Annotated in this window: 11 protein-coding genes; 8 read left to right on the forward strand and 3 right to left on the reverse strand. The window is 51.3% G+C overall.

Annotated features, from left to right (window positions below):
- Positions 1 to 1,023 precede the first annotated feature (1,023 nt).
- Positions 1,024 to 1,719, forward strand: coding sequence for a PEP-CTERM sorting domain-containing protein (locus SH573x_RS01825; protein ID WP_479352582.1), 696 nt, complete (start codon positions 1,024 to 1,026; stop codon positions 1,717 to 1,719).
- 555 nt (positions 1,720 to 2,274) lie between these two features.
- Complete coding sequence (locus SH573x_RS01830) at positions 2,275 to 2,700, forward strand: IS1096 element passenger TnpR family protein (protein ID WP_479352583.1); 426 nt, start codon at positions 2,275 to 2,277, stop codon at positions 2,698 to 2,700.
- A 13-nt stretch (positions 2,701 to 2,713) separates the two neighbouring features.
- Here the strand turns inward: SH573x_RS01830 and SH573x_RS01835 are convergent, their stop codons facing one another.
- From SH573x_RS01835 to SH573x_RS01845, 3 genes are all read right to left on the reverse strand, one after another.
- Positions 2,714 to 3,010, reverse strand: coding sequence for a hypothetical protein (locus tag SH573x_RS01835; protein WP_479352584.1), 297 nt, complete (start codon positions 3,008 to 3,010; stop codon positions 2,714 to 2,716).
- Positions 3,011 to 3,125: 115 nt separating this feature from the next.
- A complete protein-coding gene (locus tag SH573x_RS01840) occupies positions 3,126 to 4,208 on the reverse strand; it encodes a DUF4380 domain-containing protein (protein WP_479352585.1) in 1,083 nt (360 codons plus the stop codon).
- A 123-nt stretch (positions 4,209 to 4,331) separates the two neighbouring features.
- A complete protein-coding gene (locus SH573x_RS01845; RefSeq protein WP_479352586.1) occupies positions 4,332 to 4,880 on the reverse strand; it encodes a class I SAM-dependent methyltransferase in 549 nt (182 codons plus the stop codon).
- Between the two features lie 82 nt (positions 4,881 to 4,962).
- Between SH573x_RS01845 and SH573x_RS01850 the strand changes: the two genes are divergently transcribed.
- The 6 genes from SH573x_RS01850 to SH573x_RS01875 all read left to right on the forward strand — a co-directional run bounded on the left by SH573x_RS01850 (position 4,963) and on the right by SH573x_RS01875 (position 12,656).
- Positions 4,963 to 5,361: an ArsR/SmtB family transcription factor gene (locus SH573x_RS01850; protein ID WP_479352587.1), complete on the forward strand. Its 399-nt coding sequence runs from the start codon at positions 4,963 to 4,965 to the stop codon at positions 5,359 to 5,361.
- Positions 5,358 to 6,521, forward strand: coding sequence for a cysteine desulfurase family protein (locus SH573x_RS01855; protein ID WP_479352588.1), 1,164 nt, complete (start codon positions 5,358 to 5,360; stop codon positions 6,519 to 6,521). The genes SH573x_RS01850 and SH573x_RS01855 overlap by 4 nt, the downstream gene beginning before the upstream one ends.
- Positions 6,522 to 6,552: 31 nt before the next feature.
- Entirely contained in the window at positions 6,553 to 8,589 is a 2,037-nt protein-coding gene (locus tag SH573x_RS01860) for a glycoside hydrolase family 97 protein (protein WP_479352589.1), read from the forward strand.
- A gap of 546 nt (positions 8,590 to 9,135) precedes the next feature.
- Positions 9,136 to 10,203 carry a hypothetical protein gene (locus SH573x_RS01865; protein WP_479352590.1) on the forward strand — a complete coding sequence of 356 codons (1,068 nt, stop codon included), beginning with the start codon at positions 9,136 to 9,138 and terminating at the stop codon, positions 10,201 to 10,203.
- A gap of 226 nt (positions 10,204 to 10,429) precedes the next feature.
- Positions 10,430 to 11,146: a hypothetical protein gene (locus SH573x_RS01870; protein WP_479352591.1), complete on the forward strand. Its 717-nt coding sequence runs from the start codon at positions 10,430 to 10,432 to the stop codon at positions 11,144 to 11,146.
- Positions 11,139 to 12,656 (forward strand): hypothetical protein, encoded by a 1,518-nt coding sequence (locus SH573x_RS01875; RefSeq protein WP_479352592.1) that lies wholly within the window; start codon positions 11,139 to 11,141, stop codon positions 12,654 to 12,656. The genes SH573x_RS01870 and SH573x_RS01875 overlap by 8 nt, the downstream gene beginning before the upstream one ends.
- The last annotated feature ends 78 nt before the right edge of the window (positions 12,657 to 12,734 follow it).

Below are 12,734 nucleotides of genomic sequence, written 5' to 3' on the forward strand. Positions count from 1 at the left end.
CGGAACAGGTCGGCACGGTTCGACCAGTGTGACGACGGTCTGGGAAACCTTCGCTGCCAACCAGCGCAAGCTGGCAGGCAAGCGAGCTAGCCCGAAGTTGGTCAACATCGATCTGCAGCCGTACCACAAAAAAAGCAAAAAGCAGGTTTAGTTGACTACCGAATTTTTGATTCGAATCAAGGTGAGCCAGGCTTTTCAGCGTTGAGCTTCTTTCGATCGTAGTTGCCTGGCAACTGACCTTTCCAATGCCTTCGAAAACCTGTTTATCACCTTCCTGCAACTAATACAGGAGATGTCGAGCAAATCGTCAACCAAGTGTACGATCTGCTCGACTTGTCTCGCTATCACGGCACGAACACTCTCAGCATTTTCAGTGAGCGCATCATTTTCCAGTAGCTGGAGCCCATTTTTTTGAGTTGCCGGTCTCGTTAACTCGTCGCGAAGTTTCTTCCCGTTCGGAAAAACAATCATACAGCTAGGTTTGGAGCTGTTTATAGTTCGGGAGACAGCGCTGCCCCGCGATGGTGACGTTGATGTAATTGCTAACTATGAAAATGCAACTGTTAACTCCGCTTGTCTCGATGGCATAATGCTGCTTAACGCAATTGAGAAATAAGACCGCGATAGTTTTGCTATCGCGGGCTGCACACAGTTTGTCCGCTGTCCGCACCGGGGATTTCCGACCGTCACCAGAAGGAAATATGCCTGCGAGCTTTATTAAGAGCTCCCTGACGCTCATCAACCTAGCAGGTTTGCGAGCGTGGTCTACAGCCGCACGCAGAGAATGGCGGAATCCGCCAGCTTCGATTCGTTTTCTTCGCGTTGTCGCTGGTGGAATGAGTTGTCTGTTCTGCGGCTCCAGTGGCGAAGATTGCCGCTGCAGCTAGATCGGTTTCGGAGGCAGCTGACCTAACTAACGCATGGAATGAGATATGCATTAAGAACAAGTCAGATTTCGCCTGCACTCGCGATTTCCAAACTCTGTTTTGTTCGCCCCGTCTTTTTACAAAAAAGTAGCCCTCAATGTGTCCCCATGCAGCGAATTCTGGTTTCAAGTGGATTAGCCTGATCATCATCCTCGGTCTGACAGTTTCCGAAAGTCGAGCTGAGATGGTTTTCCGCGACGTCAATGTTAGAATCAGTGCGATAGATCTTGGAGAATACGACTTGGATGTTGACGGCAACGGCACAACCGATTTCACGTTTACGAATTTCTTTTCAGACGATCCGAACTTTGTACTGGGCTTCGCGCAAACGGATGCTCCATTTAGCAGCAACAACGGTGTAGTTGTTGACTTGCCGACAGGAGATGGCTTCCCAACTGCCAGCCGATTGAACATAGGCAATCTGGTTTCGAGCAGCAGCAGTTTTACTTCGGCTGCATTCGATTTGGGGAATCTATATTCTACCTTTCCAGGCGATCCGGGAGCCACTGGAAATTTCGGTGGACAAACGGGCTATCTGGGGCTTCGATTTGATGGCGTCGGAGGTCTTAAATACGGATTCGCCTTGGTGTCGGTGGATGACCTCAATTCTGCCACACCATTTGACGTACTGGTCCGTTCGGTCGGATTTGAAACTACGGCAAATCAGTTTGTTACGATAACTGCAGTACCGGAGCCTAGTAGTTTGATGCTCATGGGAGCATGCGGATTGGCATACGCTTTCGTAAAAAAACGGCGGACTCCCGTCGCTCTGACCAAGGCGGTAATCTCTTAGAAAGTTCAGGTGCGAAGATTGGCGCAACGCAATTTAGAAATTGCTATTGTCCTAGCGTGTGACGTAGCGATTTTTTGATCATCTCATCTTCCAGTCTTGCAAGTTGGTGCAAGCACCGGAGCATGTGTTTGTCGAGCTTATCGAATTCGACGTTTTTCGTTGGTGATTTTGCAACCCGCTGTTTCGTTGGGTGGTAGAAGGCGTGGAGTCAAGGAGACGCGGACAATTGTTCGTCGCTAGGACCTAGTGAGTCGATCGAGCAGCAAGGAGAGCAACTTTCTTACATCAGCCTTTGGCAAATGTTGAAACAACTTGTCAGCTAGAGCCTCCAAGTGCAACGTGGGGTGCAACGTGATTTCAGAAGTTGCGTTTTTCCTTGTTTTTTGTTGTCGATTTGAATCGATGCCGAACGTTGACATCGTTGAGGTCACAGATTCGAGTTCTGTACCGCCCACTACAAAATTCTCTGATTTTTGCATAGGATTCTTGCAAACCGGGTGCTCATCCCCGACGTCTTGGAAGTACTTCAAAGAGCTGGATGCTCAGGAGCTTCTCATGATCATAACCCTGACTGCTCGGCTGGTCGGCGGTCGTTACGCGGAACACGATTGGGAAGTTGATATTGAGATCGAGGAGAGTGCGTTACTGGACGATCTCCACCAAGCGATTTTCAAGGCCGTTCGCTTCTCGGACGACGCTCACTTGTACACTTTCTTCGTAGCCAAGGATGTATTCAGTCGGGATAGGCGATTTCTTGTGGACATCGAAGAGTCCGTCGTCAACATACCGATCAAAGAAGTCTTTCCCCTGCCCGAGAAACAAAGTTTGTTCTATCTTTTCGACTGGGGAGACGAGTGGGTTTTCAAGATTCTCAAAAGCCGAAAGCCCCTCAAAGAACCATCCAAGCGCAGCAAGTATCCTCGAGTCGCGCGTACTAAAGGTAAGCGACCGAAACAGTACGTCTACGACGACTTCTATTAGCTGCGCGACTGTTTCAGCGTTTCAGCGGCGCCGCAGACTTCCATGGAGTTCGCCGTTGCCGAAGATCTTGTATACACGGCGCTGCGAAGCCGTCTCGGAGTTGATCAGAGTCAATGTGCGTTCCGGCGGGTGGTCCCGCAACTTTCCACAACTCGCGCCCAACGCTTTCACCATAGGCGCTGAAGAAGATCTGGGAACCGAAACGAAAGTAGTTGGTTGGATTGCTGCCTGCGCTGCCGGGTATCACTTCATCCAGTAACTTGGTTCGCAACAGGCTGCCATCGCTTATCCACAACTCCTCTCCGCTCATGCCATCGCTCCGCCAGAGCTCTATCGCATTGGTGGAGGTAGACGCTGCGACAAACAAAACCCGTTGAAATTGGTCAGTTGAGTTGGGTTTGAGCCGGTGAACCGCACGCGGACAGCTATCGGAGCGACTCTACCTTGGACTTGATGTCCTGCGTCGAGACAGACTTTGATTCGGGATATCGATAATCTGCCAGATACCAGGTCTCGGTAAACTGACTCGATTGACCAGGGGTCAGATGTTCACGCGGTCCGATTGGTTCCAGTTCGACCAAGTTATCCGCCGGGTACCATACCGAGATGGTCAGCCCAGCAACCTCGTTGTATGCTCGATCAGGATACGTCGGAAATCGCTTTACAAAGAGTAAGTTCTGCGGCGAACAATAGGCCAGCCAGCCGCGGTGCGAGTCGAATCCAAGCTTGGGATACCGAGGATGATCTTGTATCAACAAGCAGTCGTCGACCAGTTTAATACTGGGGTCCTCTGCCGCGAAGTTAATCAGGTTGCCTGGTGCATCGTAGCGAACATAGTGGTGTGGGAACCGACCAGGCTGACTGACAGGTATCAGGCATAGACCTTTGCCCTGCGCGAATGTACGACTCCAGTGACAGTATTCAACGGGTTTAGTACTCACGTTAATTATCGTTTGTGTGAACTTGAGTTGACTGGAGTCGGCCGCCAGTTCAAACGTGCGTTGCAAGCGAACGCCCGTGGATGGATCATCTTGGCTCTCAAGCACCGCTTGTCGATCACCTGTGATCTTGCCTGTCCATCGTCCTTGCCATAACAAGCTTCGTCGAGGCACGATTTGCTCTGGTCCAATGTCACAACGGCCCGCGTCCATTGGCGCAGACGACGACTTGCCATCCCACACCCAACCCTCGTTACCAGGTGGCAAGTACAAGATGTTTCGATCGTCGATTCCATAGAACAGTATGCGTCCGCCGGCGGCAGGGCAGAGGACAGCTCTGGCTGTTCCATTACTCAGCTCGATGCAGTCATCGTATCCATAAAAGGTTACTACCTTCGCGCCAGTCGCTGCCTGGCACTCGAGCCCTAATAAGCACACGAGCACCACTGCGAGAACTGACCGGTACAACCGTCGCACACTTCTCTCGCGCTGTTTCTGATCGTTGACGTCCCGCACGATGCCCGCCTGATGGTTCATAGATGTCAAGAAATTGGCTGATAGAGTTCGCATGATAGTGCGTGGCGAACGCAACCGCAAATGAAACGTACCACGACCGACCGTCCTCGCTGTCTCAGCTCGCTCGCCGGATAAGCGGCGCGGGCTGCAGCTCAGTTGGGCAATTGTTAACGGCCCTTATTCACTGCATTTTACGGGTTCAAACGAAGAGCCTAACTCTGCTTGCATCGTGGCTGCATCGTATTGGCAAATCGGTAGCCCACTGCACTTTTCTGGACCGTCTTTGGCAAACGTGCCAACAATAAAATAGCCACCGATTTGCAAGGATCGCTTCAGCAATTCCAAATAGAGCTTTCGGTCGTTCGGATCGGTGATGAAATGAAACACCGCTCGGTCGTGCCAGATATCAAACTCGCCCAATGAATCGAGATGCGTGATGTCGGCTACTATCCATTCGACTTGCGACGCGTGCTGGCCGAGTCGAGCCTTGGTTGCCTCGATCGCTGTTTGAGATATGTCGAGAACAGCCACATGCTTGAAACCAGCGTCCTGCAAGCGATCAACGAGGAACGACTGGCCTCCGCCGATATCGATCACACGCCCGCGACAGGCACCTGCAACGCCTAAGATTAGATCGAGAGACTGTTTAGGATCGGGTTCGTACCACCTCACTTCGGTCGAACTCTTTGTTTGGTACACCTGTTCCCAATGTTGAGTCCTGTCCATGGCCGTTGCTCATCTTGTGCGGCGATTTACAAACACTTAGATTGTATTCAGATATGCGAATACAACAACCCGGAGGAAGATCTTGACTGAGCTCGATACGAAATCAGCTGCCGTTCTTCTGCGAGCCTTTGCTCATCCGACTCGGCTGGCCATACTTCAAGAACTCTCAAAAGGGCCGAAATGCGTCACGGACCTCGAAGACTTGCTACCCGCGCGTCAAGCGAACTTGTCCCAACATTTGTCGCTCCTCAGACATACGCATTTGGTTGACTTTGCTCAAGACGCTCAGACTCGATGCTACTATCTCGCCAGACCAAAAATGACTCGATTGCTGCTTGATGAACTTGCTCGCAATGAAGACCCAGTAGCGAAGTCAACGGAGCAGATCAAAGCCGAAAAAGCTAAGCTCGAGGCGAAGCAAGTCACGAACCCAAAGAAGTCAAAACAGGCAAGCAATCGTACTGCGAGGTCACGTGCATGAGCCGGCGATTTTACCTGGATTACAACGCGACAACTCCACTCTCGCCGTTGGTCAGGGCAGAGCTGCTGAGATTGCTTGAGCTGGAGCTTGGTAATCCATCCAGCCGACACTGGGCAGGAACGTCCGCAGCAGAGATCGTCGAACTGTCGAGGATTCGCGTTGCCTCACTCATCGGTTGTGATCCGACCGAGATCATTTTCACTTCCGGCGGCACTGAAGCCAATAACTACGCGATCAAAGGCTTGTTCTTTGCTAGCCGCCAGCGACTGAAGCGACCTCACTTCATCATTAGTTCCGTCGAGCACCCAGCTGTCGTCGAGCCATTGCGATTTCTTGAGACGCTGGGGGCCAGCATCACACAAGTGCCTGTTAATCAGTTTGGGCTTGTCGATCCTGCGGATATATCGAGAGCCATTACCCCTGATACGGTGCTCATCTCAATCATGTTGGCCAACAATGAAGTGGGCACGATTGAGCCGATCGAAGATATTGCCGCAATTGCCCACGAGTATGGAATCTTAGTGCACACGGACGCCGCCCAAGCGGTCGGCAAGATCCCAGTTGACGTTGAATCGATGGGAGTTGATATGTTGTCGATCGCGGGTCACAAACTTTATGCACCTCAAGGCATTGGCGCGCTGTACGTTCGCGAGGGCATTGAGCTAGTACCGTTCATGCACGGCGCGGGGCACGAAGGAGGACGACGCGCGGGAACCGAAAATATCCTGGAGATTGCAGCCCTCGGAGTCGCCTGTCAAGAAGCAGGCGATTGGATAGACAACGCTCGAATCGAAGAGGTGCGAGATTACTTCTGGGAGCAAATACGAAGTGAACTCGGCGAACGTGTTTGTCTGAATGGCCATCCTACGAAACGGCTGCCCAATACGTTGAATATCAGCTTCGATGGATTCGCGGGGTACGATCTGCTGGCCAAGCTGCCCTTATTGGCTGCATCCACGGGTTCTGCTTGCCACGCTGGCAAGCAGCATTTAAGCCCGGTTCTTTCCGCGATGGGGCTAAGTACAGAAAGATGTTTGGGTGCCATTCGCTTCAGTCTTGGCAGATCAAGCTCTAAAGAAGAGATTGACTATGTTGTGTCTGCTCTGAGTGACCAACTGGCGACAGATTCAACCAACTCGTCTCATGGATTGGCCAGGTAGAGTTCCAACGCTTTGAATTGAGTAGGTGACTATGGATTTTTTACTTCGCCGACGACACTTTCAATGTTTGCTTGTCGCGTTTGGTGTTCTCCAAATGATCGGGTTCGTGTTTTCACAGGAGAAGGCGGCGCAAACTTATTTGCTATCTTCACCTGACGGGCGGTTGGAAGTCACGTTAAGCTTGGCTGCTGACGGGCAGCCAGTGTTGGCTGGGACGTATCGAGGAATCTCGGTAGCCCAAGCAACACTCGGCTTGGAGTTCTTGGAGACCGGACGGCTCACTAAAAATTTGAAACTAGTAAGTGCCGAGCGAGTTAGCCGAGACAGCGAATATGTGATCGCAGTCGGAAAGACATCCAAAGCCAGAGATGCTCACAACGAGCTCAAAGTGTCGTTAGATGAGGTACCGGCACCCCATCGCCGACTAGACCTGGTTGTGCGAGCTTTCAACGATGGTTTTGCATTTCAGTATTTGATTCCTGAACAGTCGGCAGTCACTAATTTTGTATTGACCGATGAACATACTAGTCTCACGTTTCCTAGCAATCGGAGTGCGAAAGTGCTTCCCTTGGCTGGGTATACAACGTCCTACGAATGGTACTACGATTCCTTGCCTGTATCGGAGATTCGGCCGAACCGTCTGATTGGGCTGCCTTGCTTGCTGTCCTCAGCCAGTGAGGACTGCTGGGTGGCATTCACCGAAGCGAACCTGACCAACTACGCAGGTATGTATCTAACGCCGTCTGCCACGCACAGCGGCGCCCTAGTCTCAAAACTATCGCCTCTACCAGGCCGACAAGATGGAGCCAAGGTTATAGGAAGTGCTCCGTTTGCGTCGCCATGGCGAGTTTTCATGGTTGCGGACAAGCCTGGCGATTTGATCGAGTCGAATCTAGTGTTCAACCTAAATGATCCGGTAGCAATCGCAGATCCATCGTGGATCAAGCCGGGGAAGACGACCTTTCCTTGGTGGAATCACTACGTACTGGAAGGTGTCGACTTTGAACCAGGTGTCAACACCGCCACTATGAAGCACTACATTGACTTCTGCAGTAAACATGGCGTCGAGTATCACTCGCTGGATGGATTAGACATCGCTTGGTATGGCGGACCAATCGCGCCCCAAGGGCCGACAGATGTTACGAAAGCTGCGCCGACCATCGACATGCCAGAATTGTTGAGCTATGCCAAAAGCAAAGGCGTGCGTTTGCGACTTTGGATGCATTGGAAAGCACTGCGTCCGCAGCTTGACGAAGCGTTTCGAACTTACGAGCAGTGGGGGATTGAAGGAGTCATGATCGACTTTATGGACCGCGACGACCAGGAAATGGTGCAGTGGTATCATGAAGTTGCACGCAAGGCCGCCGAGCATCATTTGACGGTAACCTGGCATGGAGCGTATAAGCCAACCGGTATGGAAAGAACTTGGCCCAACGTTCTAAGCTATGAAGCCGTTCTGAATCAAGAATACAATAAGTGGCAACCGCCGGGTGTGAGAGGTACGCCTCCTGAACACAATCTCGACGTTGCCTTTGTACGGTTGCTCGCGGGACCGCTTGACTATCACCAAGGCGGTATGAGAAGCGTCTTTCCCAAAGACTATCGATTTCGCGACATTGCACCGATGGTACAAGGAACACGCTGTCATCAATTGGCCATGTATGTCGTGTACCAGAATCACTTGCCGATGATCGCCGACTACCCACAGGCTTACGTCAATCAAGATGGCTTCGATTTTGTCGTGAAAGTGCCAACGACATGGGACGAGACGTGGGTGCTTGATGCGAAGTTAGATGAATATATTGTCATCGCGAGACGTAGCGGTGATACCTGGTATCTAGGTGGCATGACGGCCAAGGCAATGAAATCGTTGGAGTTGCCTTTAAACTTTCTGGGCAATGGAATCTATGACATCGACTTGTACCAGGATGAAAATAATGGCAATGCGACATCGGTGGATCACATCCGGAAGTCTCTGAGAGCAGAAGATATATTGAAGATCGTAATGGTTGAGAATGGGGGATTCGTGGCCCAAGCAGTACCAATCCGCCCAAGTTCCGCTCCTTGAAGCTTCACGATGCGTTCGAAAACGCTTGCGATCCAAGATAGAAGTACTGAGCCGGTAAATTTCAGACTGGTAGCTTTTAATCAAAATTGATTCACAAAAGTACGACTGCCTGCCTTCCTCAAAATGCCCGCTTGACCATCGATAGAGAAAAAAGACCTCACAGCTTCATTGGGACACATCCTGCTGGAGCGTCTTTGAGCAAACCGATCAAAACGAAATAGTTGTATTCGATGGTGTCTATCGGTGCGTGACTCGGTCTACGGAAGCGACACACTTAGCGTTGCTGCTCTCAGCGAAAACGTCGCCTTCGAGACAGTGGGTTTTCGGACATTTCGATACGATTGGGCAAAAGGCAGCGGACGCGATGATCCCAGTATGCCTTGCCAGCCCCCCAAGTAGCTGCAATGATAGCAAGCCTTCGTAGGCTTATAAATCTGAGCTCAGGCCAGAAGTTTCTAGAAAATTCTTTACGAGCCACCGGAGTATCTGCCTTTAGAGGTTTAGGCGATTGGAGCTTGAGACTTCTCTGTAGCTAGGAGTAGCCGAATGATCAAAGGGCCACCCGCTCTTAGTGTTAGCCACCTATCCAGTTTGAAAGCTGGCGATCAGGACAGCGTGGTTTGGCTGAGCCTGTACCTGTATCCTCGCTTAATTCCGCCAATGAAATTCTTCTTGGAGTTTGGATACAAGTTGGATTTGCGATCGCAGCGTCAGTGGTTTTCCGAAAACATGCCCTTCGAATTTCAAAACAACGAATATGACGTTTCGTTGCCGCATTTGTCTTTGTGCATGTTGTTGGCTGGCCATTATCTGGCGGTATCGCCACAGCCATGCGATTTCGAGCGAGTTCAAACATTGCTCGGTGAAAAAGCCGGACCATGGATTCCGATCAAGTATCATTTGTCAGGTGCACCGAATACTGGCCCGACTGATATAGATTCACACCTGTGCGAAGCCATTTTGTCCATGCCAACCAACGCTAAAGGCGATTGGCCTTGGGGTGGTTTCGCGGCTCGCGTCAATCACCTCCGATATAGCCTTCTGGCATTCCACCTCCAGGTCGAGGTCGAAGGAGTGGATTACGGGGCGATAGCCTGTGGCCCAACGGCTCGATGTATTTTTCCTGGGCATGGCGAGATCTCGGACAAGGGAAAATGTGGTGGATACAGTAACTGCCACCCCGAGATTGATCACAAAGAGTTCCAGTATCGTTTCTTTCCGGTCGGTACGCGTCGAGCGAAAACGGTTCGCTACTGTAGTGAGTGTACAAAACTAGATTCAGTAGTTGACGTTGGGCTCAAGAAAGAGAAAGGTCTAAGTTGTCAGTTCTGCGAGGGGGAATTGCGACACCGAACATGCATGTTCCCAGCGTCCTCACTTGAAGCTCATCTAGACACGGCCAGCAACGCTGTCCCTCCTACGCGACAGCAGCGTGTCGACAAGCTGTTTCTCGAACTACTGAAGCAACGTGCCCCGGGCGTCTACTGCGAACTCTTCGAAGAGTCGATGACTCCGCGTGTTCGCCAAAGATTCACCGAGCGACATCGCGAGTTGCTTATGCAGCTCAGAAATTTGGCTGAACGTATAGCCCGAGGCGATGAATCGCTGGATTGAATCCACGTAAAACCAAGCACTTAGACAATAGTTCACTAGGTCAACAAACATGAACAATAGATTGATCGGGCAACTGGAATCGAATGCGAGAGCATCGCTGATAAGCGACTTGAATTCGATGATGGCGGAACATCCTATCGTAGGAGGCGCTCGGTGGCAGGCGTCACGAGAGCAAGTAACTGTCCGGTTGGTTTCTTTTACGTCGCGTCAACCTGAGTCGTCAGCGTTGCTGTACGTTTCGGACGGAGTCGCTGGAGACGAGAAGCTGGCCAATATTGCGTGGCAGCTGCAAGATAAAGAAGGAAGCATCGTTTGCGAAGGCGCGACCAGTGGACAAGGCATAGTGAAACTGCCAAGCATGAAAGTTGGTCAGAGTTATCGCCTCCGTTTCCTAGCGCCGACCGCTTTAGGACGCATCGATATTCTCGGCAATGTGCACGACTGGAAGAATGCCTTGCCAGTTGAGTCAGATTCTCCTGTACGGCTTCGTGATCGGAAGACGGACTCGCCAGCGAGCATCCGGTGGCTGACCTACGAAGAAGTGATCATGGGGGACGTCAATCCGGAATATAGCTACGATCTCGATGACCTCGGGCGAGTGCGGATTAACCTCGATCGTAGCCTGTTTGAGCAGCTCGAGTTCGGTGTCATTCTCGTCGGCTTATTGAATGAAGAGGGCGATACCATTCAGAAGTGGCTGCGTATCGCGATGCCAGGATCCTTAAGCTTGATTGCAGATGTGATCCTGTCACCCGAGCAGAAAGAAATGGTGAAAGCCAAAAAGGGAAAAGTTTGTGTCTCGTTCACCTCAGAAGACATCTTGAGGGAAGCTACAATCGAACAAGTTCGCGAGTTACTAGGGACTCCGTTGGCTGAAGCCGCAATTGCGGACGCTAAGCTCAACTCGCTCATCAAACAACTTGAAAGGAATCAGGATGCCTGAAGACTATCCCTTACACGTCGCTGTTAAGTTACCCAGTGAGTCTATTGCCGATTCGATGATATTTGGCGACCAGAGTGAACTCTCGGCGAGACTAGTTAGAGGTGAATGTGACGTCACTGTGCTTGAATCACTTCATCAGAGGGTAGTAGGAAGTGATTTAAAGCAGCGTTTGGGTGATTTTGCGCCCAAGATCGCCGAGATCCTAATGCGATTGTATCGTACGACAGCCAAATTGCGTGACAACCCGACTGGAGACCCTCGAGAATCCATCAAGGATCTGCAGGCTGCGATTGAGGCGCTCAATGCATATGTTCCCAGTAAGCCCTTGGAGCTCGATGTATCTCAAGAGCATCGAGGTAGCGCGGAGCGTCCTGGGGCCTATCTATTGCTGGACCAGTTACTTGAGCACTATCGCGCCACGAATGGATTTTGGATTGTTGCCGATTTTCTACAACGGAAGTTTGGCGATTCGAAGAGGCCTTACCGAACTTCCGTCTCGAGGGGATCGGAAGAAGCGATTCCGCGTTCGGCCATTACCCCAGTTTTGTTTCACGATAGGAAATTGCAAAAGGGCTATGTGCTCTGGTTCGAAGTGGAGTTATTCGGAGATTTTGTTGGCGCAGTTATGCCGGATATGCTTGCGCATGGACTGATGGATATATCGGGGCTTGTCGATCCAGTGAACCAAGTTTGGCGTGCGTCTGGTCTGGGTTCACGCTATCGTTGTTTATGGAGGGTTCGCAGCCGCGCTCCCAACTCTGGCGAGGCGTTTTCTGATTTTGCTGTGTTCAAAAACGTGCCTTACTTGCCCTATCTGTCCGGTTATTCAATTCAGGCAGCGGCTCTGGCGACGATGTGGGCTGCAGCCGGAGAGATACCAACGGTGGTCGCAGACCAGGGCCAGCGGAAGATCGAGTACTTTTATCTGGATGAGAGGCGTACTCCGTTTACTCTAACTCCCTTTGTTGCCATCACGGCGCAATTGACTTTGCCGCCAGAGGGGACCGCAATGGCAAACTCGGAAACAAAGCTAGCGCCGGTTGAAGCGGGGAGCTTCAAGATGGATGCAATGGTCCACTATACGAATACCGCCGACGCGGGCTCCTTGTTCGATAGTGCAATTGTTTGCTCGGAAGATTTCGATAAAGCCAATCAACAAATCGATAGTGCTCAAAAAAATTCTTCAATGAGTTATCGCGGACTGAATGTACTTGGAAACTGCCAAACCATTGGCGATGCTTTGGATTGGATGCTGGATGTCAATCGATGGAAACAGGCATACAACGACTATTGCCAGCTGGCGTGGGAGAGTCAGTGGGGGACTGCGCGGGATGCGGAGCAGAGGTACTTGGGTGCGGACGGCAAGCCGCTCGCCGATCAAGATAGCCCCCAAGGCCGAGTTAATACTGGTAGTCTCGAGTACATGATGCGACCAGTTGGTGGGGCTACCGAGCCCGACGAAGATGATGAGGCTCATCCACATGAAGCCAATGACAGTGAACTGGTATAAGAACCCGGACACGTCCAATTCGAGACAATGGCAATCGCTTGAATTGAGGCCTGCCGTAAATCTTGGCAACGAAGGACA

Source organism: Rania fehmarnensis (assembly GCF_056494185.1).

Bases quoted from the DNA above. Each gene is read 5' to 3' on its own strand.
- SH573x_RS01825 (WP_479352582.1), top strand. From the start codon at position 1,024: ATGTGTCCCCATGCAGCGAATTCTGGTTTCAAGTGGATTAGCCTGATC.
- SH573x_RS01830 (WP_479352583.1), top strand. From the start codon at position 2,275: ATGATCATAACCCTGACTGCTCGGCTGGTCGGCGGTCGTTACGCGGAA.
- SH573x_RS01835 (WP_479352584.1), bottom strand. From the start codon at position 3,010: ATGAGCGGAGAGGAGTTGTGGATAAGCGATGGCAGCCTGTTGCGAACC.
- SH573x_RS01840 (WP_479352585.1), bottom strand. From the start codon at position 4,208: ATGCGAACTCTATCAGCCAATTTCTTGACATCTATGAACCATCAGGCG.
- SH573x_RS01845 (WP_479352586.1), bottom strand. From the start codon at position 4,880: ATGGACAGGACTCAACATTGGGAACAGGTGTACCAAACAAAGAGTTCG.
- SH573x_RS01855 (WP_479352588.1), top strand. From the start codon at position 5,358: ATGAGCCGGCGATTTTACCTGGATTACAACGCGACAACTCCACTCTCG.
- SH573x_RS01860 (WP_479352589.1), top strand. From the start codon at position 6,553: ATGGATTTTTTACTTCGCCGACGACACTTTCAATGTTTGCTTGTCGCG.
- SH573x_RS01865 (WP_479352590.1), top strand. From the start codon at position 9,136: ATGATCAAAGGGCCACCCGCTCTTAGTGTTAGCCACCTATCCAGTTTG.
- SH573x_RS01875 (WP_479352592.1), top strand. From the start codon at position 11,139: ATGCCTGAAGACTATCCCTTACACGTCGCTGTTAAGTTACCCAGTGAG.